At 69.1% G+C, this 22,349-nt stretch carries 17 protein-coding genes; 8 read left to right on the top strand and 9 right to left on the bottom strand.

The annotated features are described in order from the left end of the window. Positions 1-9: 9 nt before the first annotated feature. The 5 genes from AB8619_RS10145 to AB8619_RS10125 all read left to right on the top strand — a co-directional run bounded on the left by AB8619_RS10145 (position 10) and on the right by AB8619_RS10125 (position 4,094). Positions 10-1,545: an AMP-binding protein gene (locus AB8619_RS10145; RefSeq protein WP_436792523.1), complete on the top strand. Its 1,536-nt coding sequence runs from the start codon at positions 10-12 to the stop codon at positions 1,543-1,545. Positions 1,546-1,569: 24 nt separating this feature from the next. Then, positions 1,570-2,049, top strand: a complete 480-nt coding sequence (locus AB8619_RS10140) for a copper resistance CopC family protein (protein WP_436792522.1) — start codon at positions 1,570-1,572, stop codon at positions 2,047-2,049. A 252-nt stretch (positions 2,050-2,301) separates the two neighbouring features. Then, complete coding sequence (locus AB8619_RS10135) at positions 2,302-3,369, top strand: hypothetical protein (protein ID WP_436792521.1); 1,068 nt, start codon at positions 2,302-2,304, stop codon at positions 3,367-3,369. Positions 3,370-3,457: 88 nt separating this feature from the next. Beyond that, positions 3,458-3,763, top strand: coding sequence for an HU family DNA-binding protein (locus AB8619_RS10130; protein WP_436792520.1), 306 nt, complete (start codon positions 3,458-3,460; stop codon positions 3,761-3,763). 31 nt (positions 3,764-3,794) lie between these two features. Continuing rightward, positions 3,795-4,094 carry a hypothetical protein gene (locus tag AB8619_RS10125; protein ID WP_436792519.1) on the top strand — a complete coding sequence of 100 codons (300 nt, stop codon included), beginning with the start codon at positions 3,795-3,797 and terminating at the stop codon, positions 4,092-4,094. A 1-nt stretch (position 4,095) separates the two neighbouring features. On the opposite strand, the gene AB8619_RS10120 is transcribed toward AB8619_RS10125, so the two are convergent. Further along, entirely contained in the window at positions 4,096-5,454 is a 1,359-nt protein-coding gene (locus AB8619_RS10120) for a neutral zinc metallopeptidase (protein ID WP_436792518.1), read from the bottom strand. A gap of 59 nt (positions 5,455-5,513) precedes the next feature. Here AB8619_RS10120 and AB8619_RS10115 point away from each other — a divergent pair, with 59 nt between their 5' ends. Further along, positions 5,514-8,162, top strand: coding sequence for a bifunctional acetate--CoA ligase family protein/GNAT family N-acetyltransferase (locus AB8619_RS10115; RefSeq protein WP_436792517.1), 2,649 nt, complete (start codon positions 5,514-5,516; stop codon positions 8,160-8,162). A gap of 28 nt (positions 8,163-8,190) precedes the next feature. On the opposite strand, the gene AB8619_RS10110 is transcribed toward AB8619_RS10115, so the two are convergent. The 5 genes from AB8619_RS10110 to AB8619_RS10090 form a co-directional block, all read right to left on the bottom strand. Then, complete coding sequence (locus tag AB8619_RS10110) at positions 8,191-9,330, bottom strand: acyl-CoA dehydrogenase family protein (protein WP_436792516.1); 1,140 nt, start codon at positions 9,328-9,330, stop codon at positions 8,191-8,193. 11 nt (positions 9,331-9,341) lie between these two features. Further along, positions 9,342-10,181 carry an SCO6745 family protein gene (locus tag AB8619_RS10105; protein ID WP_436792515.1) on the bottom strand — a complete coding sequence of 280 codons (840 nt, stop codon included), beginning with the start codon at positions 10,179-10,181 and terminating at the stop codon, positions 9,342-9,344. Next, the gene (locus tag AB8619_RS10100; protein WP_436792514.1) at positions 10,178-10,513 is read right to left on the bottom strand and encodes a hypothetical protein; all 336 of its coding nucleotides are present in this window, start codon (positions 10,511-10,513) and stop codon (positions 10,178-10,180) included. Before AB8619_RS10100 ends, AB8619_RS10105 begins: the two co-directional genes overlap by 4 nt. A gap of 210 nt (positions 10,514-10,723) precedes the next feature. Further along, on the bottom strand, positions 10,724-11,686 hold the full coding sequence (locus tag AB8619_RS10095) for a hypothetical protein (protein WP_436792513.1): 963 nt from the start codon (positions 11,684-11,686) through the stop codon (positions 10,724-10,726). After that, positions 11,683-15,366, bottom strand: a complete 3,684-nt coding sequence (locus AB8619_RS10090; protein WP_436792512.1) for an ATP-binding cassette domain-containing protein — start codon at positions 15,364-15,366, stop codon at positions 11,683-11,685. Before AB8619_RS10090 ends, AB8619_RS10095 begins: the two co-directional genes overlap by 4 nt. Before the next feature lie 105 nt (positions 15,367-15,471). Here AB8619_RS10090 and AB8619_RS10085 point away from each other — a divergent pair, with 105 nt between their 5' ends. Next, positions 15,472-17,313 (top strand): ABC transporter substrate-binding protein, encoded by a 1,842-nt coding sequence (locus AB8619_RS10085; RefSeq protein ID WP_436792511.1) that lies wholly within the window; start codon positions 15,472-15,474, stop codon positions 17,311-17,313. 177 nt (positions 17,314-17,490) lie between these two features. Here AB8619_RS10085 and AB8619_RS10080 read toward each other — a convergent pair whose 3' ends face one another. Genes AB8619_RS10080 through AB8619_RS10070 form a run of 3 tightly spaced genes read right to left on the bottom strand, consistent with a single transcriptional unit; the run spans position 17,491 to position 20,660 of the window. Beyond that, positions 17,491-18,435 (bottom strand): zinc-binding dehydrogenase, encoded by a 945-nt coding sequence (locus AB8619_RS10080; protein WP_436792510.1) that lies wholly within the window; start codon positions 18,433-18,435, stop codon positions 17,491-17,493. Between the two features lie 7 nt (positions 18,436-18,442). Continuing rightward, positions 18,443-19,711, bottom strand: coding sequence for a citrate synthase (locus AB8619_RS10075; protein ID WP_436792509.1), 1,269 nt, complete (start codon positions 19,709-19,711; stop codon positions 18,443-18,445). Between the two features lie 34 nt (positions 19,712-19,745). Further along, positions 19,746-20,660, bottom strand: coding sequence for a LysR family transcriptional regulator (locus AB8619_RS10070; RefSeq protein ID WP_436792508.1), 915 nt, complete (start codon positions 20,658-20,660; stop codon positions 19,746-19,748). Between the two features lie 247 nt (positions 20,661-20,907). Between AB8619_RS10070 and AB8619_RS10065 the strand changes: the two genes are divergently transcribed. Beyond that, positions 20,908-22,335, top strand: coding sequence for an HAD-IB family hydrolase (locus tag AB8619_RS10065; protein WP_436792507.1), 1,428 nt, complete (start codon positions 20,908-20,910; stop codon positions 22,333-22,335). Positions 22,336-22,349 lie beyond the last annotated feature (14 nt).

The following is a 22,349-nucleotide window of genomic DNA, read 5'->3' as shown; positions in this document are numbered from 1 at the left end:
AAGAGATCCATGCGTGTCCCGCTGACCGTTCGAGACCACATCGACCGCGCTGAGCTGGTCTACGGCGATCGCATCGCGTTCGTCGACGAGCCCGATCAGCCGGCCGAGTCGTGGGGCGAGGTGACCTACCGGCGCATGGCCGAGCTGGCCCGTGCGCAGGCCGCCGGTCTCGACGCACTCGGCGTCGGGCTGGGGGAGCGGGTCGCCGTCGTCAGCCACAACTCGGCCCGCCTGCTCACGTCGTTCTTCGGCGTGAGTGCCTACGGCCGGGTCCTGGTGCCGGTGAACTTCCGCCTCGGGCCGGACGAGGTCCGCTACATCGTCGAGCACTCCGGAGCATCGGTCCTGCTCATCGACCCCGAGCTCGAGGAGTCGCTGGCCGGCGTCGAGGCGAAGCACAAGTTCGTGCTGGGCGCCGAGACGGACGAGCTGCTGCACCGCTTCGACACCGAGCCGGTGGCATGGGACGCCGACGAGGACGAGACCGCCACCATCAACTACACCAGCGGGACGACGGCCCGTCCGAAGGGCGTGCAGCTCACCCATCGCACGCTCTGGCTCAACGCCGCGACCTTCGGCTGGCACATGGGGGTCGACGACCGTGACGTGTACCTCCACACGCTCCCGATGTTCCACTGCAACGGGTGGGGGATGGTGTACGCCGTCACGGCCATGGGCGGCAAGCACGTCGTCCTGCGTTCCGTCGACGGCAGCGAGATCCTCCGACGGGTGGACGAGCACGGCGTCACCCTCATGTGTGGCGCTCCGACCGTCGGCTCGATGGTGCTCGACGCAGCTTCGTCCTGGTCCGGCCCGATCCCCGGTGCCGGCACCAACCGGTGGGTGATGGCCGGCGCTCCGCCACCCACGGCGACCATCGAGGCGGTCGAGCGCGACCTCGACTGGGAGTTCGTCCAGATCTACGGGCTCACTGAGACCGCGCCGCTGCTCACCATCAACCGTGGCCGGGCCGAGTACGACGACCTGCCGCCCGACGAGCGCGCCAGGAAGCTGAGCCGGGCCGGGGTGCCTGCGCTGGGCGTCACGCTCGACACCAGCGAGAGCGGCGAGGTCCTCGCCCGGTCCAACGTGGTCCTCGAGGGCTACTGGGAGAACGAGGAGGCCTCGGCTGCCGCATTGGCCGGCGGCTGGTTCCACACCGGCGACGGTGGCGTGATCGACGACGAGAACTACCTGTCGATCTCCGACCGCAAGAAGGACGTCATCATCTCCGGCGGCGAGAACGTGTCGTCGATCGAGGTCGAGGACTGCCTCTTCTCGCACCCCGACGTCGCCGAGGTGGCGGTCATCGGCATCCCCCACGAGAAGTGGGGCGAGACGGTCACGGCCCTCGTCGTCCCGGCCCCCGGCGCGCAGCCCGACGCCGCGGCGCTGATCGAGTACTGCCGCTCCAAGCTCGCCCACTACAAGTGCCCGACCAGCATCGAGTTCCGTGACGAACTGGCTCGCACCGCCACCGGCAAGCTCCAGAAGTTCAAGCTCCGCGCCCCGTTCTGGGAGGGACGCGACCGTCAGGTGAACTGACCGCGCGGTCCCTACGCTGGCCGCGTGCGATCGCGCCTGTCGTTCCTCATCGTGCTCGCGGTGGCACTGGCCGCCGTGCCGGTCGCGCCTGCATCTGCGCACACCGAGGTGCAACGGGCCCTCCCGGCCCCGGGCGAAGTGGTGGCCGATGCGGTCGACCGCGTCGAACTGCAGTTCCTCGACCCGGTCCTGCCCACGGTGACCATCGGTGTCCGGTCCATCGGCGGTGACCCGGTGGTCGGTCTGGGCGACGTCGTCCACTCCGACGACGGCAGGACGGCGTCGCTGTCCTTCGAGCCGCTGACCGCTGCCGGCAACTACATCGTGCGCTACGAGTTCGTGTCGATCGACGGCGATGCCCAGGCCGACGCCTACCGGTTCACGTACGCGCCCGCGACGGACGACACCGATCGCAATGCGGTCGGCGTGGCGGTCGTGGGCCTGGTGCTCCTCGGTCTGGTCGCGGCGCTCGCGGTCGCCGTGCGGCGTCGTCGCGCTGCCTGATCCGTGAACGCGGGGAGCGTTCGCCCCGCACGCTTCGGGGGGTTACCGCCCGTTACGTAGCGATTCGCGGGGATTTCCGGCCGATTCGGCTCCGCAGCGTGAGCAATCGTCGAAGATCCGGCAATTCGACCGGACAAACACGCATCGCCCAAGCGACGTTTGTCACACTGTCCGCTACGTCGCAAATGACCGGACGTGTTCGGGGTCGGACCGGGGAGTGTGCTTGTGCAGCGGGTGGTTACGGGCAATCGAGTGGGACCACGCGCGGTGATGCTCGCCGCGCTGTTGGCGGCGATCGTCGTGGTCGGCCTCGTCCCATCGGCACCGCCGGACGACATCCCCCTGGAGCGGGCCGAGGTGCATCGCGACGGCGACTTCATCGTCTACGAGGCCAAGGCCGCCGGCACGTCGGCGCCCTCGGTCCGCAACAACGGGTATGCGACCTACGCCGACACGACGCTTCGTGAGGCGTACACGATCCGCCTCGTCGACACCACGGGCGTCGAGCACCTCCGCCCGGACCTCGAGGCCATCGCGGTGACCATGCGCGACGTGATCGGCCAGTACGTCGTCGTCGCCGACGGAACCGTCCCGTACGACGCGAGGACGCGTGCCGGACAGATCGACGTCCGGGTGTCGTCGAATGCGCCGTGCGCCGGGCTCTGGCTGGGTTGCGCTGCGCCGACGGTGGTCGACGGCGAGGTGCAGTCGGCCCAGGTGTGGATCCATCCCCGCTTGCTCCAACGCTCGTCCGCCTCGATCAGCAACGGGATCCGGCACGAGATCGGGCATGCCTTCGGTCTGGCCCACTACGACGCGGCGTGGGAAGGTCAGGTGCAGACGATGCACTCGACGAGCTTCGACGCCACGGAGTACCGGTCGGGCGATCTCAACGGGTTGCGAGCCATCGCCGTCCACGCCACGCGCAGGACCCCGACGACCGCACCCCCCGAACCGGCACCGCGACCCGCCCCCGCGGTGGTGCCTCGTGTGGTCGACCCGAGCGGGTCGGTGTCCGATGTGGTCGCGACCGGGTTCGGGATCGTGGTGCGTGGGCATGCTCACGACCCCGACAGCACCGAGCCGATCGGCGTCCTGATCACCATGGACGACGAGCCGTTCGAGCTCCTGGCCTCACGACAGGACCCCGACACCGGCGACGCCCACGGGTTCGAGGTCGTGTGGTCGGTCGAACCGGGCACGCATCACGTCTGCGTCATCGCCCGGAACGTCGGCGAGGGCGTCGACACTCCGCTCGGATGCCACGACGTCGTGGTCACGCCGACGAGCGTCGGACAGCTGGGCCTGCAGACCCTCTAGGCATCCCCGGAGAGGGTCCGCGCGTCGGGCGGGTCGGAGCGTCAGACTGCCCGGCTCCGATACACCCGATCCCTCCGAGGAGAGACAGATGAACAAGACCGAGCTCATCGAGCAGGTCGCCAAGCAGGCCGGCGTCGACAAGAAGACGGCAGCTGATGTGTTGAACGGCTTCGAAGAGGTCGTGCAGGCCGTGACCAAGGCCGGCAAGGAGCCGATCGCCTGGACCGGCTTCCTCAAGTTCGAGCGGGTGTCCCGCAAGAAGACCACCGCCCGCAACCCGCAGACCGGCGAGCCGGTTCCCGTGCCCGCCAAGAAGGTCCCGAAGGTGCAGATCGGTGCCGGCTTCAAGAAGGTCGTCAACGGCGACTCGCCGGCTCCCAAGCTGGCGAAGTGACCTGAAGGCCCGCGTCTGGCAAACATGGGGGATGCGCACTCGTCGCCTCGTCCTGTTCGTCGGATCGCTGCTGCTGGGGCTCACGTGCGCGTGGGCTCCGGCAGCGGGGGCCGCTCCCGCCGGTGACGCCCCCGTCACCACCCTCGGCAGCCAGCCCGAGGGCGGCGGCATCATCCCGCGGCCGGACTCCGGTGTGGAGCCCGAAGACGCGGGAGATCGCGGTGGAGCGTTGCAGACCGTGCTCTTCGTCGTGGTGCTCGGCGGTGTCGCCGTGATCGGCGGACTGGTCGTGCGTGAGAGCCGTCGAGCCCGCGCCGAGCGCGGGTTCTGATCTACAGATAGGCGCTGGCGCAGGCGGTCATGCCGTTGACGAAGCCGATCCGGAACGCCGCTGTCCGCTGGAACGCCGTGGCGCCGGTGTCCTCGCCGATGGTGAGGAAGGCGATGAGGATCTCGTCGATGTCGCCCGGTGACAGCACCAGTTGCTGGTCGGGGATCCGCTGGAGGAACTCCGCCGCTGCGTAGACGCCGGTGAGGCAGTCTGCGTGCAGGCGCCCTTCCTTGTCGTCGCCGGCGATGTCGAGCCTGTTCTGCGCGGCGAACGCGTACTGACGAGCGATCTCGCCGCCGACCGCGAAGTCGCCGATCTGGTCGAGCGAGGGGACGAGCTCGGCGTTGTCGAGGTAGATGGTGTTGTCCGCCACGCAGTAGAAGGACGCCAGACGCAAGTCATCGCCCTCGAGCACCTCGTCGCCACACTCGACCAGATCGGCTGCGGGATCGACGGGAACGACGCCGTCGATCGGCTCCCACGTCTCGCCCAGGTCGGCGAAGAGGGCCCGGTGGAACGACTCGAGGTCAGCCAGCAGCGGCTCGATGAGCTCGTCGAGTGGGAGGTTGCCCTCCTGTTGCTGGTCGGCCCGGCTCCCGAAGGGGATGGCCACGACGGTGGGCGGGTCGTCCTCGTAGGTGACGCAGACGTCGTTGCCGCGTTCGTAGCCCTGCTGGAACGCGGAGACCCGGTCGAATCCGGATCCGTGGGCACTCGGATCGCCGCCGGAGACGCCGACGCTGTCGCGCAGTTCCAGGAACCCGCCGATGGCCTGGTCGAGCGAGTCGCCGTCGTCGTCGAAGACGGCGATCCGGTCGTTCACGTCGGCGACCCATGCCCCGGCGAAGCAGTCGGCTTGCAGCTCGAGCGTGACGGTGCTGCCATCGACCTCGGCGCGGGCCTGGATGGCGTGCGCGTATTCGTGCGACATCACGATGCCGACCGTCAACGGGCCGAAGTCCTCCTGGAGTTGCGGGGTCAGCGCCACGCGATCCCAGGCGATGAGGTCCTCGTCGGGGCAGTACAACGCGTTCTCGGCGACGTCGTCGTAGTCGAGTTCGGCAGGTCCGCACTGCGGGATCTCGGTGGTCGGCCCGTAGGCGATCTCGCCGCCGAGGAGCGGTTCGAAATCGATGCCGTAGACCACGGGCAGCTGTTCGGTCCAGTAGGCCGCCAGGTCGTCGAGGGCCAGGTCGACCACGTCGTCCGCAGTGGCGAACCGCGGGTCGAGGTCGGTCGACGTGTCGCCGAACTGGCCGGGTCCGCTGAGACGCAGGTCCGACTCGGTGCACACGCCCAGGAAGAGGACGGCGGCCACGACGGTGGCCAGCGTTGCGACGATCGACCGGGACGGGCGCATCTCCCGACGCTACCGCCGGGGGCCGACGATCCCGGACGCGGGGCCGTACCCTTGGCGCCGTGACCCACGGGCTGCCAGGCGACGACGAGTGGACCGAGCGATGGAGTGCCGACGCGGTGCTCTCGGACGGCTCCACGACTCACGTGCGCCCGATCACCCCGGACGACGGCGACGCGATCCGGGCGTTCCACGAACGGCAGTCGCGAGAGTCGATCTACTTCCGGTTCTTCAGCCCGAGACCCCGGCTGTCGGACAAGGAGGTCGAGTACCAGACCACGGTCGACGGGATCGACCGCATGGCCTTCGTGGCCGAGCGCGACGACCTGCTGATCGGCGTGGCGCAGTACGACCGCGTGGGGAGCCGGCCCGAGGCAGAGGTCGCGTTCTTCACCGATGACGAGTATCACGGTCGTGGCGTCGCCACCCTCCTGCTCGAGTACCTGGCCGCCTACGCACGCGAGGCCGGGATCCGGGGCTTCGAGGCGCACGTGCTGCCCAGCAACCGCCGCATGGTCAGCGTCTTCAAGCAGGCGGGGTTCCAGGCGTCGAGCGCCTTCGCCGACGGCGTGATCGAGGTGACGCTCGGGATCGAGCCGACCGAAGGTGCCGCCGAAGCGATGGCGGCCCGTGCACAGTCGGCCGAGCGACAGGCCGTCGTCCGCCTGCTCGAGCCTCGTGCCGTCGCCGTCGTCGGCGCGGGTCGCGACCCGGAGGGCATCGGTCATCGGACGCTCCACAACCTCCTGCGCGGTTCGTTCCGCGGTCCCGTCTACCCGGTCCACCCCGAAGCCCATTCCGTGGCCGGCGTCCGTGCCCACGTCAGCGTGTCGGACATCCCCGACGAGATCGACCTCGCCGTGGTCTGTGTCCCCGCTCCCGAGGTCGTGTCGGTGATCGAGGACTGCGGTCGCGCTCGGGTCGGCGCGGCGATCGTGATCTCGGCCGGGTTCGCCGAGACCGGTGCCGCCGGTCGCGAGGAACAGGAACGAGTACTGGCCGCCGCTCGACGCTTCGGTGTGCGCATCCTCGGTCCCAACTGCCTGGGCGTCGTCAACACCGACCCGGCGGTCGCACTGCACGCCACGTTCGCCGAGATCGCGCCGGTGCCCGGTCGGGTCGGGCTGTTGAGCCAGTCGGGCACGCTGGGTGCGGTGATCCTGGATCGGGCCCGAGCCAAGGGGTTGGGCATCTCCACCTTCGTCGCGGTCGGCAACAAGGCGGATCTGTCGGGCAACGACATGCTCCAGTACTGGCTCGACGACGACCGGACCGACGTGGTCCTGCTCTACCTCGAGTCGTTCGGCAACCCACGTCGCTTCGGCCGCAACGTGCGCCAAGTCGCACGGCAGAAGCCGGTGTTCGCAGTCCGTGCCGGCGCGGTCCTCGAGAGCCTTGACGATCGCGCGCTCGACGACGACACGATCGACGCGCTCCTCCGTGAGACCGGCGTGGTGCGCGTACCGACGATCACCGCGCTGCTCGACGCTGCCCTCGTCGCCGGGAACCAACCGGTGCCCGCCGGCGCCGGCGTCGCCGTGGTCGGCAACAGCGGCGGCAGCGCGTCGATGGCCGCCGACGCCTGCGTCGAGGGTGGTCTCCACCTCACGCAGCTGTCGGACCAGACCCTGGCCGCGCTCGACGACATCCGTCTCCACGGACGGCAGTCCGCCAACCCGGTCGACCTGCGCTACGACGCCGACCCCGAGCACTACGCCCTCGTCCTCGATGCGGTCCTCACCGACCCGGGTGTCGATGCCGTGCTGGTGACCCACGCCCCCTACGAGCGCGACCACGGCCGGATCACCGCCGTGCTCGACGCCGCACATGCGTCGCACCCGGACGTCACGCTCGTGGCCTGCATCCACGGGTCGCACCCTCCGCTGACCCGTGGTGGGGTCCCGGTCTTCGACTTCCCCGACGAGGCGGCCCTCGCGCTCGGCCGGGTGGTGCGTCACCGCACGTGGCTCGACGCCGAACAGCAGGGGACCGTGCGCACCCTCGACAACCCGGTCGGCGTCCGGGCGCTCGTCCGGGGCTCGCTGCGGTCGCTCGGACCGATCGACCTCCCGCCCGAGTACGCCCGATCCGTGCTCCGCGCCGGCGGCGTCGAACCGGTTCCCGTCCAGGTGCTCCTGACCGTCGAGGACGCGGTGGGTATCGAGGTGACGGAGCCCGTCGCGGTGAAGGCCGAGCGGCACGTGATCGGTGCGGCGACGAGGGAGCACGGCGTCGCGCTCGACGTCGACGACCAGGACGACCTCCGGAGCGCCGTGTCGACGATCGCCGAGTCGCTGGGTGACGACGCGTGGCCGATGCTCGTCCAGCCGATGACCGCGTCTGGCACCAACGTGCGCGTCGCCATCGAGACGCACCCCGTCGTGGGTCCGGTCATCCGTGTCGGCCCGGGTGGCGGCGCCGGTCGGTTCGCGCAGGCGCATCGACGCGTGCTCCCGATCAGCGACCGGACGGCGATCGAGTTGATCGACGCATCGGGCGTCGCCGAGTTGCTCGACCCCGAGAGCCACGAACAACTGCTCGTGCTCATCCAGCGCCTCGGTGCGATCGTCGACGCGGCACCCGAGATCGTCGACCTGGTGTGCGACCCGGTGATCGTGCGGCCCGATGCCGCCGACATCGTCGACGTGCGCATCACCGTCTCGTCGGTGGACGACGACGAGGAGCCGTCGGTGCGACGGCTCCCCGGTTAGTCGGGCCGGCCGTCAGCGGGGCCGGCCGTCAGCGCGGCAGTCCGAGGACCCGCTCGCCCAGGATGTTGCGCAGGATCTGGGTGGTGCCGCCCATGATCGTGTAGCCGGGGGCGTAACAGATGTTCCGGGCGACTCGCCGGCGCAGTCCGCTGTCCCAGAGCGTGGCATCGGGGCCGAGCGCCCGACCGCAGAACTCGGCGACGTCGATCTCGAACTCGGTGCCGAACGTCTTCGTCGCGGCAGAGAAGCCTCGGGGCGCCTGCTGGAGGGTCTCGCGCAGCACCAGCATCCGACCGATCCGGTAGGCGGTCTCGATGCGGGCGATGTCCTGGCGGATGATCGGGTCGTCGAGGCGTCCTTGGGCCCGGAGGTGTTCGAGGCAGTCGAGGTAGAGCCGCTTGTTGGACACCAACCGGTCGATGCCGCCGCGCTCGTGTTCCATCTGGCGCATGACCTGGCCGAAGCTCCCGTTGAGCTCGCCGACCATGTGGCTGGCCGGGACCCGGACGTCGTCGAAGTAGATCTCGCAGAAGTGCTCGTCGTCGGTCATGTCGCGGATGGGCACGACGGTGACGCCGGGGGCGGACATGTCGACGATGAACTCCGACAGGCCCTTGTGCTTGGGGGCGTCGGGGTCGGTGCGGGCGATGAGGTAGCACCACTCGGCGACGGCGCCGCCGGAGTTCCAGATCTTCTGGCCGTTGACGACCCAGTCACTGTCTTCGGAGGTGGGGTCGTCGCGGACTGCGGTGGTCCGAAGCGAGGCGACGTCGGAGCCGGCGTCGGGCTCGGACATGCCGATGCACCACATCGACTCGCCGGCGATGATGTCGGGGAGCCAGCGGGCTCGTTGCTCGTCGGTGCCGAACTGGAGGAGGGTCGGGCCCATCTGCCGGTCGGCGAACCAGCTCCCGGCGATCGGGGCGCCCTCGGTGATCAGTTCCTCGAAGACGACGAAGCGCTCGAGGGCGCTGCGGCCGTGGCCGCCGAACTCGGTCGGCCAGGTCATGCCGAGCCAGCCACGGGCGGCCAGTTCCTTGGCGAACTCCCGGTCGGTCTGCGCGATCCACGAGTCCTCGTGATGCCAGCGGCCCTCGGTGGACTTCCGGCCGACCTCGCGGGCCTCTTCGGCGAGTTCCTGCAGGTCGGGCGAGAGGGCGAAATCCATGGTGGCCGACGCTACGCGAAGGCGGCCGCCGAGATGGACTTGGAGTGGGGACGGACCAGGGTCCGGACGTGTTCGGCGTCGTCGGGGTCGATCGCACCCCACGCCGGCGCGGCGAGGGTGTCGGTGCGGGCCTCGATGTGCTCGCGTAGCTCGCGTCCACGATCGGTGAGCGTCTCGCCGTCGATCAGGCCTCGACTGCGCATGTCGTCGAGCCCTGCCTGCCACTCGTCGTCGGGCCACGCTCGGGTCGACTGGAGGATCGAGAGCGGAACGTCGCCGGTGGCGCCGTGGAGGAGCAGGGCGTCGATGCCGCTCAGTTCGGCGTCGACCAGGGCGGCGATGTGTCCGTCGCCCCGGAACTCGCGCAGGAGCGTGATGGCCCACCACAGCGCGACGTGGGGCATCTCGGGCTCCGGAAGTCGGGCGTGGCCGGCGAAGAGCGCTCGGCCCTCGGGGCGGGAGCAGGCGGCGTCGACGGCGGGGCGGAGGAGGTCGACGGCGTCGCGGATCGACCGGTCGTCGACGGCGTCACCCAGCATTCGGCACAGGGCTCGGTCGACGGCCTCGTGTCGGGCGATCAGCAGGTCTTCTGGCGTCGTCCGTTCCCACAGGCCATCCATGGCCGTCTCGACGAGACGTGGGTCGAAGTTGAAGAAGGTGGCCTGCACCACAAGCGCGCCGACGGCTCCCATCGCCGCGCTCCTCGAGCCGAAGTAGCCGCTGCGCCCGCTGACGCCGATCGCCGCGTACTCGGTCGCCGCTTCGGGGACGAAGTAGATCATCCCGTGGTACGGCTCGAGGGTCCGCCAGCTCTTGCGGGCGACGACGGCAGCGGTGGCGGTGGCGTTCACTCCGCGGACCGTAGGGCATCGGTCATCTCGGCGGCGGCCACAGCCGCCCGGGCCGCGCCGGCCCGGTTGCGGATCCGTCGGCGGGTGGAACCGGGGATCGTGCCCGGGCCGTATCGACCCCAGCCCACACGGACGACCCGACCCCGGGCGACCTCGGCGCGGAGCAGGTTCGAGATCATCCGGCTCGGCGCGTCGTCGAGGGCGAAACCGGCTGCCCGGAGGTCGTCGACCAGTTCGGCGACCCGCCAGACCCGTGACGGCGGGCCGGTGATGCGGTCGGTCAGCAGGTAGCGCCACACCAGGCGCTCGGGACGTCGCGGATCGGGGTACATGCCTCGATCCTGCCGATGCGGGGTGACACGAACTCGTCCCACCACCTTCCCGCCACCTCGGGGTCGCAGAGCGCCACGTTGGCGCCACTTCTTCGTCGAACGCCACGGGCGACGATTCGTCGACGAATCGTCGCCCGACGAATGCACGCCAAAAGTGGCAAGGACGTGGCGCCAGGCGGTCCACGACCTCCCGTTGCCGTGGCCCGGAGGTCAGATCGCGAGGACCTCCGACGTGCGCCCCTCGAGGAGCGCCTTGACGCGGATCGTCCCGTAGCCGATCGCCGCCGACAGCGGGACCAGGAAGACGAGGCGGATCCACGGCTTCGGTTCCGCCGGGACCTCCTCGACCTCACCGAGCGTGAAGAAGGCGTCGTCGCTCGCGATCGGCTCGGGTGCCACCGCAGGATCTGGTGCGCCGGTTCCCAGGTCGTCGATGGTCACCGTGCCGCCGCTGTCGAACGACGGCGAATCGCCCGTGTAGCTCAGTTCGCCGCCGAACGAATCGATGACGCCGGCGTCGGGTGTCGGTTCGAAGGTGTTGCCGCCTCCCGGCGTGGTGAAGTCGAGCGTCGTCGTCGTGACCGATTGCGGCGTGGTCGACCCCTCGGCGGTCAGTTCGATGCCGTCGATGCGGACGAACATCCCGGTCCCCAACGGCGTGGGCGGCGTGTACTCCGGCACGACCATGATCGTGGTGGTCCCACCTTCTGCCGCCAGGGGAGTGATCGTTCCCAGCCAGGTCCGGGAGTCGAGCGTGCGGGTCAGGTTGACGCTGACCGTGCAGTCGGGCTCCGGCGCCTCGTCGAGCCCCCCGGGATCTGCGGCTTCCCAGTCCTCGGCGGTGGTGCAGAGCTTGAGCGCTCCGAACTCGGCCAGCGCCGCCGCTTCGGTGAGCACGATGCCAGCGTCGTCGACGACCGCAGCGGGGATGTCCACCTCGAATGCGGCGATGCCCTGGACCGCTCCGTCCGGACCGGTCGACACCTCGAAGCCTCCCTCGCCGGCGGGCGCGCTGCCGGCGCGGCCGGACCACCAGCCGGTGCGGAGAACCGTGACCTCGACCGACTCCCCAGCGTCGGCGGAACCGGTCCAGGCGACCATGGCGAGCCCGACCGTCAGGATCGCCGCAGCGACGGCCACGCCACGGCGGACGACGAATCGATGGTGGCTCATGCGCGTCCCTTCAGCGGCTCGGACCGTCTCGGTTGTCTGGAGGTACCGGACCGGTGGATGACCTCTTCGGTCCCTCCGAGATACCCGTCGATGACCCGTTGGTCGTTGATGACGTCAGCCGGGAGACCACGGGTCACGACCTGCCCCAACTCGAGGGCGAGCAGGGTGTCCGAGATCCCGCAGATGAGCGGCATGTCGTGTTCGATGACCACCATCGCCGCGCCCGTCTGGTCGCGGATGTCGAGGAGCACGGGTCCGAGCGCCTCGGTCTCGCGCTGGGCGATGCCCGACGACGGTTCGTCGAGGAGGAGCACGCTCGGCTCGTGGGCCAGCGTGCAGGCGAGGTCGACGATCCGGCGGGTGCCGGTCGACAGCTCTCCGACGAACTTGTCGGCATAGGCCTGCAACCGCATCTGCTCGATGAGACGGTCGACCTCGGCGTCGACGACCTTCTCCGATGCCGCGACCGCGGGGGACAGGACCATCGGGGACACTGGGTCCCGCACCTTGATGTGTCGCTCGAGCGCGGTCGCGATGGTCTGGCGCACGGTCATCGACGAGAAGAGACGAGCGTCCTGGAACGAACGGCCGAGGCCGACGTCGGCCCGCATGTCCGGCGTGAGGGCGGTGACGTCGTTCCCCTCGATGTGGATCGTCCCGGACGACGGCGTCAGGAAGCCGGAGATGAGGTCGAGCACCGTGGTCTTCCCCGCCCCGTTGGGCCCGATGATGCCCATGATCTCGCCGTGGACGAGGTCGAACGAGACGTCGCGCACTGCCTGGACGCCACCGAAGCGGACCGAGATGCCGTCGACCTGCAGCGCGGGCTTCGAGCGTGGTCCCCGCTCGGGGATCCCGACCGGCCGGGCCGGCACCTTGGAGCCGGTGCCCTCGAGGAACACGGCGCGCAACACGTCGGGTCGGTCGAGGAGATCGGACGTCGGGCCGTCGAACCGCACCTCGCCCTTCTCGAGGAAGACCGCTCGTTCGGCGAGGGTGATGGCGACGTTGACCGACTGCTCGACGAGGATCACGGTCGTGCCCTGCGCGTGGATCTCGCGGACGATCTCGAGGAGTTGCTCGACGATGACGGGGGCGAGGCCGAGGCTGAGCTCGTCGATCATGAGGAGCTTCGGTCGCAGCAGGAAGGCCTGCGAGACCGTGAGCATCTGCTGCTCGCCGCCCGACAGGTTCCCGGCCTTCTGGTTCCAGCGGTCCCGCAGGACGGGGAAGTAGCCCAAGACCCGTTCGGTGATCTCGGCGGCCTCGGCCGGGTCGTCGATGAGCCATGCGGCGATCTCGAGGTTCTCGCCGACCGTGAGGGTCGGGAAGACGCCCTTGCCGCCGGGCATGAAGACGACGCCGTCGGCCACGGTCTGCGTGGGGGGCTCGCCGGTGATGCCCTTCCCGTCGAACTCGATCGAGCCGGCACCGGGATCGACCAGGCCGGCGATCGCCGACAGCAGCGTCGACTTCCCGGCACCGTTGGTGCCGAGCAGGGCCACGATCTCGCCCGGTTCGACGTGGAAGTCGACGCCGAAGAGCACCTGGGTCTTTCCGTACGACACCTCGAGGTCACGAACCAGCAGCAGCGGGTTCTCGCTCGGCTGCGACACGAGTTCGTTGACGACCTTCTCGCCCTCGGGCGCCTCGTCCTCGATGCGCAGGTCGGCGAGGAGGCTGGGAACCACGATGCCGCGGACGGCAGCGAGTCGTCTGAGCAGCCGATCGCGGGTGTTGTAGAAGATCCCGCCGAATCCGGCGGGGAAGAACATCAGCACGGCGAGCACACCGACGCCCGACACCAGGAACTGCGACTGCGGGTTGGCGGTGAACGACGAGTAGCTCACCCACGTCAGGTAGGCCGCTCCCAGCATCGCTCCGGCGAGCGAGCCGAGACCGCCGACGATGGCGATGGCGAACAACAACATGCTGTTCTCGGCCTTGAGGAGGTCGGCGCTCAGGTCGTGCTGGTGGTAGGAGTGCAGCCCGCCGGCGACGCCGGCGAGGAACCCGGAGATCCCGAAGGCGGTGAGTTGGATCCGGGTCGCGTTGATGGCGTACGACTGCGCAGCTCGCGTGTTCTCCCGGTTGGCGACGATGGCGCGGCCGGTGCGGGAGGTGCGCACACGCCAGACGGCAGCGGCGGCGAGGGCGAAGAACAGCAGCACGACGTAGTAGAAGGCGTGCTCCGACTCGAGGTCGAACTTGTCGAAGATCACCGGTCGGAGGACTCGGATGTTCGACTGGGGCACGAGCCAGCCGAAGTACTCGGCGTTCAGGAAGAACTTGCCCGTCGCGATCGCGAAGCCGAGTGACGTCACCGCGAAGAAGGGTCCGGTGATCTTCAGCGCGGGAAGTCCGATGGCCACGAAGATCGCGGCACCGACGAGTCCGGCCACGAGGATCGTCGTGAAGAACTCCTTGCCGTCCTGGGCCATCGATCCGGCGACGGCGGAACCCATCGCCACCAGGGCGAGCTGGCCGAGGCTGATCTGACCGCCGAAGCCGGTGAGGACCAGCAACGAGCAGACGATGATGGCCGAGATGATCCCGATCGTGAACAGGTTGACGCGACTTCCGTTCCAGCCGAGCGGAACGAAGATGAGCGCGGCACCGATGATCGTGGTGACGACGGGGATGCCCAGTCGGATCTCGGGGAGCCCCCGGAGCTCCCGGGGGATCGGTCTGACCTCCTTGAGCGACGTCCACGACGCCACGCCGGTGAGGCGGGCGCGTTCGGCGCCGCCCTTCTGGAGCACCAGGGCAACGAGGATGATTCCGAACAGCACGGCGTCGGACACCACCGTCGTGCCCGTCTCGAAGAACACCGCCTGCTGGATGATGCCGAGCAGGACGGCTGCGCCGAACGTGACCGGCAGGCTCTCCATGCGTCCGATCACTGCGGCAGCGAGTGCACGGAGGATGAGGACCGGACCGAGGACGGCACCGATCGTCACGCCCTGGATGGGGAGTCGGAGCAGCGTGCCGATGCCGGCCATGCCTGCGGCCACGATCCAGACCATGGTGTTGAGCCGTCGCACGGGGATGCCCAGCAGCAGGGCACGGTCGCTCGACTCGGCGGACGCACGGATCGCGATGCCGTAGCGCGACCGGGTGAGGAACAGCGACAGGCCGACGCCCACGGCCGGTACGACCACCAGGATGAGGAGGTGCCCGCCGGTGTAGACGATCGGGTCCCAGGTGAAGGTGAAGTCGAAGGGCTGTTTCGGATCGGGGATGGTCTCGAGGCTGAAGAACTTCGGCAGGAGGAGCGCCAGCGCGTCACACAACTGTGCGATGCCGATGGTGGCGACGGTCAGCACCAGGCGGGGCGACTTGTTGAAGCGGCGGACGAACACGATCTCAACCACGGCACCGAGCGCCATGGCCGCGAGCAGGCCGAAGATCACCGACGGCCAGAACGGCCAGTTGCTGCCGAACATCAACGACGCTGCCAGCACGGATGCGACGGCCCCGAGCGAGCCCTGCGCGAAGTTGACGATCCGGTTGGCTCGGTAGATCAACACGATGCCCATCGCGACGAGCGCAGACAGTGATCCGGTGATCGCTCCCAGGAACAGGATCGACATCGGTGCTGGAAACAGCACGAAGACCAAGAGCAGGAATGCGAGTGATCCCGACCCCGCGATGAGCGCGAGCCGTCTGTCGTCGTTCATGGTTCCCCCCAGAATGCGAAACCGGAGTGTAGGAGACAGTCCGACATGCCGCACTTGTCCGGTTCGCGTAGTGTTCCGGCCGGGAACACTTTCCAGGGGGAACACATGACGGTCCGAGACTTTTTCGAACGATACGGCGTCGCGCTCGGGGTGGTGGCGGTGCTCATGCTCGTCATCGCCGTCCTGCCCGGCAACGCGCAGGATCGTGCTGGCGTCGACGCGTCGCTCGGACGCGGTCTCGACCCGCTCGAGAGCGACCTCGGCGACGGCCTCGGCGTCGAGGATGCGCTCGGTGGCGACATCGGCGGCGACGTGGCCGTCGACGGTGGTGGCGGCATCGACGGCGCGACGGACGGCGACGCCGGCCCGAGTGGACCGGTCGACGAGGGCGGACAGGGACCGGTCGGAGGCCCTGACGCCCCGCCTCCTGCCTCGACGGTGCAGTTCGGGACCGGCCCCGACTGCGACAGCAACGGCCGACAGAAGGGCGTGTCGGGCTACATGCCCCCCTGTGTGCAGTGGAACGGTGGGGACAACGGTGGCGCGACCGCCCGTGGCGTGACCGGCTCCACCATCAAGGTCGCCATCTGGCAGGGCCAGGAGGATCCAGCCACCCGCCAGGTGCTCGCCGGAGCCAAGCTGAACGACACGCCGCCGGTCGTGGACCGGATGTACAAGTCGCTCCGCCACTACTTCAACAACCACTACCAGACCTATGGCCGAGAGGTGGTCTTCGAGACCATCACCGCCAGTGGTGAGTCGACGAGCGACGCCGCGATGAAGGCCGATGCGGTCAAGATCGCCGACGAGATGGGAGCGTTCGCGGTCTTCACCGGCAACGCCCTGGCGCCGATGCCGACCGTCCTGGCCAGCGAGCTCGCTCGCCGCGGGGTGCTCTGCATCTGCACCACCTCGCTCTCGAGCCAGTTCTACCAAGAGCATCCGCCGCTGATCTGGAGCTCACTGCCGACCATCAACGAGTACGCCGCCCACTCGGCCGAGTACGCCGCCAAGCGGCTCGGCAGGAACAACGCAGCGTTCGCCGGCCCGCTCATCCGCAACCAGAAGCGGGTCTACTGCCTGATGATCCTCGTCGGCACCGGGACGACCATCTCCCCGGAGGGGCCGCGCGGTCGTGACATCGTCGTCGACGCCTACCAGAAGCGAGGGCTGACCTTCGCCAAGGTCGTCCAGTACTTCTATGCGCCCGGGCAGAACCAGGACGACATCACGAACATGATCGGCCAGCTCAAGAGTGCGAAATGCACGACGATCGTGCCCGTGGTCGACCCGATCATGCCGATCCTCATCACCAAGGAAGCGACCAAGCAGGCGTACTTCCCCGAGTGGTACGTGATGGGCACCGGGCTGTCGGACACCACGACGATCGCTCGCTTCTACGACCAGCAGCAGTGGGAGCACGCCTTCGGGGTCTCGCCTCTCTGGGTCACCTGGGACCGCGTCGAGAACTCCGCCGGCTATCACGAGTACCACCACGGTGTCGGTGGCAGCGGCCGGAAGGGAGACGAAGGTGCCCTCATCAACGTGTACCGGGCGTCGTTCCAGACGCTGTGGACCGGGATCCACATGGCCGGGCCAAACCTGAACAACGAGACGTTCGAACGGGGCATGTACGCCTACCCGAAGACCGGAGGCAATCCGGCCAATCCGCTGGTGTTCCGCAACCGCGCCTTCCCGACCGAGGTGAAGGACTTCTCGGAGATCTACTACGACCCGAAGCTGGTGGGTCCTGACGAGCGGTCCGAGACCGGCGCCGGCATGATCGTTCGTGTGGATGCCGGGAAGCGCTACGACGCCGGCGAATGGCCGCAGTCGCCGCCGAGCCGGGCCAACGCCGTGACGGTGACCGCCCAGCAGGGGAACAACGTGAACCACGCGGCCGACGGCCACAAACACGACAAGAAGTGCCTCAGCTGTAGCGGCTGACGGCTCGGAGCTCGGGCCTCGGGCCCGGACTCGCAGATCGCCACGTTGGTGCCACTTTTCTGTTGCAGCGCATGGGCGGCGATTCGTTGACGAATCGTCGCCCAGGGCATTCGCCGGAAAAGTGGCGACAACGTGGCGGATCGCGGGTGCACGCTCGCTGCGGGAGGCGACCCGGTTTCAGTCCAGCGTGAGGACGATCTTCCCCAGCTTGCCGCCGGCAGCGAACCGGTCGAACGCCTCGTCGACCGAGGCCATGGGGAACGTCGCCTCGATCGGGACGGTGAGGTCGCCGGAGGCAGCGCCCGGGAGGACGTGGCGGATCATCGCCTGAGCGGCGGCCGCCTTCTCCTCGAGCGGGCGGGCCCGCAGGGTCGAGGCCCGGATCGTCGCCCGCTTCTGCATGAGGTCGAGGAGCGAGAGCTCGGTGGTCGGGCCCGCGCCCACACCGATGATCATGATCCGACCCCAGGGCGCCAGGGCGGTGATGTTGCCGGGCCAGTTCGGGGCGCCGACCAGTTCGAGGATCACGTCGAAGGGGCCGGCGTCGACGAAGTCCGCGGGATCGATGACCACGTCCGCGCCGAGGTCGTGCACGGCGTCACGCAGGGACTCGTTGCGCACGGTGGCGGTCACGACACAACCGGCGGCAGCGGCCAACTGGACCGCAGCCGTGCCGACCCCACCGGCGGCGCCGTGGATGCAGACCCGCTCACCCATCGACAGGCCGACCTGCGTGAACAGCGCGTCGTGCGCCGTGGTGTAGGTCTCGGCGAACCCGCCGGCCTGCTCCCACGAGAGCGTGGAGGGGACGGGGAGGAGGTGCCGTTCGTGGACGACGGCCAGTTCGGCCATCGCTCCGCCGCCGACCACGGCCATGACCCGGTCGCCCTCGGACCACCCGGTGACGTCGGGGCCCAGGGCCTCGACGGTGCCGGCGAGTTCGAGGCCGGGGATGTCGGCGGGCGAACCCGGGGGTGCCGGGTAGAAGCCCATCACCTGGAGGCGGTCGGCCGAGTTGATGCCCGCAGCACGGACCCGGACGAGGACCTCGCCGACGCCGGGGACGGGATCTGGCCGCGTCGACCAGTTCAGCGCCTTGTCGGCGATGGTGACGGCGTGCATCGCCGGGTCAGCGGGCGTCGATGGGGACGTAGTCGCGGACGCCGGCGCCCGTGTAGAGCTGGCGTGGCCGGGCGATGCGCTGGTCCTGTTCGAGCAGCTCGACCCAGTGCGCCAGCCAGCCCGAGGTGCGGGGGATGGCGAAGAGCACGGTGAACATCGACGTCGGGAACCCCATGGCCTGGTAGATGAGGCCGGAGTAGAAGTCGACGTTGGGGTACAACTTGCGAGAGATGAAGTAGTCGTCCGAGAGGGCGACCTCTTCGAGGGCGAGCGCGATGTCGAGCAGCGGGTTCTTCCCGGTGACGGCGAAGACGTCCTCGGCGGCCTTCTTGATGATCTTCGCCCGGGGGTCGTAGTTCTTGTACACCCGGTGACCGAAGCCCTGGAGCTTGCCCTCGCCGCGCTTGACCGACTCGACGAACTCGCCGACCTTGTCGGGCGAGCCGATCTGGTTGAGCATCTTGATGACGGCTTCGTTGGCACCGCCGTGACGCGGGCCGTAGAGGGCGGCAGCGGCTGCGGCCGTGGCGGAGTACGGATCGGCGTGGGCCGAGCCGACGACGCGCATGGCGGTCGTGCCGCAGTTCTGCTCGTGGTCGGCGTGGAGGATGAACAGGATGTTGAGTGCCCGGACCAGCGTGGGGTCGGCCTCGTAGTGGGGCTCGGCGACCTTCCACATCGTGGAGAGGAAGTTGGCCGGGAAGCTCAACATGTTGTCCGGGTAGACGAAGGGCATGCCGACCGAGAAGCGGTACGCGGCCGCGGCCAACGTCGGCATCTTCGCGATGAGCCGGGTGATCTGCTTGTACCGCAGGTCGGGGTCGTCGATGTGCTTGGCGTTCTCGTAGAAGGTCGACAGCGCGGCGACCGACGACACCAACATCCCCATCGGATGGGCGTCGTAGTGGAAGCCCTCGAGGAACCGCTTGCGCATGTTCTCGTGGATGTAGGTGTGGTACGTGATGTCGTGTGCCCACTGCGTGAGCTGGTCCTCGGTGGGCAGCTCGCCCCAGATGAGCAGGTAGGCGACCTCGAGGTAGGTCGACTGCTCGGCGAGCTGTTCGATCGGATAGCCCCGGTAGCGGAGGATGCCGTTCTCGCCGTCGATGTCGGTGATGGCACTGCGGGTCGCGGCCGTGGCGGTGAACGCCTCGTCCTCGAACCAGATGCCGGGGAGCAGCTTGCGCCAGGCAGCGCTGCTCACCCCGCCGAATTCGATCGGGATCTCGACGGATTCGCCGGACCGGTTGTCGGTGATCGTGATGGAGTCGGCCACGTGTCGGAGACTACGCGGTGAAACGGGGCCTGCGTCACTCCACCGGCAGGTTCACGCCATCGTGTCGCGGTCCTTCGCGTTCGACCAGCTCACGAAGGACGTCGCGGACGGCCCGCGACGGCGCCGGGAGGCGGCCGGCACGCCGCCGGGCGAGGCCGACGCCACGGTCGCCGAGGTCGGTGATGGGCACCCGGACCCACGCCCCCTCGGGCTCCAGGAGCGTCGCCGTGATGGGCAGGATCGCCGGACCGTGCCCTCGGAAGGCCAACGAGGCCACCAGCGTCATGCCGTCGACCTCGGCCATGGCGTGGAGTTCGATGCCGTGGGCGGCGGCCGTCTGGTCGAGTTCGTCGCGGAAGGCCGTGCCCCGCGGCTCGAGCACCAGCCCGTGGGGCGCGATCTCGGCCAGCGACAGCGACGCAGCGGTCGCCAACGGGTGCGTGTCGGGGGCGACCAGGATGCGCTCCTCCTGGAACAGCGCCTCGATGCCGAGTTGCGGGTCGGCGACGGGGCTGTTGACCACGGCGATGTCGAGGCTGCCGTCGAGCAGCTGGGGGAGGAGCGAGGTGGTCGTGGCGTCGACGACCACCAGGTGGACACCGGGGTGGCGGCCGCGCATCTCGTCGAGCAGGTCGGGGACGAGCCAGCGTCCGACCGAGCCGATCATCCCCAGTCGCACCTTGCCGACCACCTCGTCACGCAGGGCGGCGACATCGCTGGTCAGGGCGTCGATCTCGGCCAACACGCGTCGAGCCCGGCCGACGGCGGCTTCGCCCTCCTCGGTCAGGCCGCCCGACGACCGGTCGACCAGGGTCACCTTCAGCTCCTTCTCGAGCCGGGCGATGTGGGTCGACACGTTCGACTGGACGGTGTGGATCGCCCGGGCCGCGGCCGAGAACGAGCCGTGTTCCGCCACGGCGAGGAGTGAGGTGAGCTGTCGGAGGTCCATCTGGATACCAGATGGTAGCCATCTCTCAGAACTGTTGGACAGATCGAAGAGTGCTTGGTTTACTGATCAACACATCGCCGAGGTGCTCTTGTCCCCCCGAGACACCTCGAGCGCACAGCGTGCCCGGTGAGGATCCCCCTCCCGCCGGTAGCACCGTAAATGAAGGTTGAGCCGGTCCACCCCCCTGGACCGGCTCCCTTCGTTTTCCGCAGCCCGCCGTCCGACGTCCAGGCGGTACCTTGGGACCGTGTCCCGCTCCGCTGCGTTCTTCGACCTCGACCGAACCCTGCTCCGAGGTGCGAGCGGCCCGATCCTCTCGAGCTCGCTGCGTTCGGTGGGGGTGTTGTCCGATCGCGTGATCCCCGGAGAAGACCTCGTCTACCGGCTGTTCAACCTGATCGGTGAGACCCGGCCGTCGATGATGCTCGCCAAGCAGGGCGCGCGGTTCAGCGGAGGGCAGGTCCGCAAGAAGGTGCAGGAGGCGGGTGAGGTCGCGGCCGAGTCGCTCGTCCCCATGGTCGAGCCCTATGCGCTCCCGATCATCGAGGAGCACAAGGCCGCCGGTCGACCCGTGGTCCTGGCGACGACGTCGCCCTACGACATGGTCAAGCCGTTCGCCGATGCCCTCGGCCTCGACGACGCCGTCGCCACCCGGTACGGCGAGGGCCCCGACGGCCGCTACGACGGCACGATCGACGGTCACTTCGTGTGGGGCCCCGGCAAGCTCGCTGCGGTCCGTGAGTGGGCCGACGCCAACGATGTCGACGTCGAGGAGAGCTACGCCTACAGCGACAGCTTCTACGACATGCCGCTGCTCGGTGCCGTCGCGCATCCGACCGTCGTCAACCCCGATCCGCGCATGCGGATCGCGGCCGTCGTCCGCCGCTGGCCGATCCGCTTCCTCGACAAGCCCAAGGACGTGCCGAAGTTCTTCGGCATCGAGCCGGCGCAGGCCATGCAGGTCTTCGCCCGGCCCGAACTGATCCCGTACGCCCGCTTCGACATCCAGGGCACCGAGAAGATCCCGACCGAGGGCGGCGCCATCATGGTCGCCAACCACCGCAGCTACTTCGACTCGCTGGCGATGAACATCGTCATCGCGCCGTCGGGTCGTCCGGTCCGCTTCCTCGGCAAGAGGGAGGTGTTCGACGCCCCCGTCGTCGGACAGATGGCCAAGGCCGCCGGCGGCATCCGCGTCGACCGGGGGACCGGCTCCGACGAACCCCTCGAGGCCGCGGCTGCTGCGCTGCGGGCCGGTGAACTGGTCATGCTCATGCCCGAGGGGACGATCCCGCGCGGGCCGGCGTTCTTCGATCCCGAACTCAAGGGTCGCTGGGGCGCAGCCAAGCTGGCCGCGATGGCAAAGGTGCCGGTGATCCCGATCGGGCTGTGGGGGACCGAACAGGTCTGGCCGCGCTCGGCGCGGCTGCCGAACATGCTCAACGTCACCGATCCGCCGCTCGTCACCGCTCGCATCGGCGATCCCGTCGACCTGAAGTACCGGTCGCCCGACGCCGACACGAAGCGGATCATGAAGGCGATCACCGACCTCTTGCCCAAGGAGGCGCGGGAGCCCTACGACCCCACGCCCGAAGAGCTCATGCGCACCTTCCCGCCCGGCTACACCGGCGACCCCGAGGCCGAGGCCGATCGTCGGCCCGGTAGCGACACGTAGCGGCGGATCCTGTC

Origin of the sequence: Actinospongiicola halichondriae, assembly GCF_049103745.1 — a bacterium.
GTDB classification, from domain to species: Bacteria; Actinomycetota; Acidimicrobiia; order Acidimicrobiales; family Salinilacustritrichaceae; genus Salinilacustrithrix; species Salinilacustrithrix halichondriae.
Note: the sequence above shows the minus strand (reverse complement) of the source record. Positions and strands in the feature narration are given on the sequence as shown.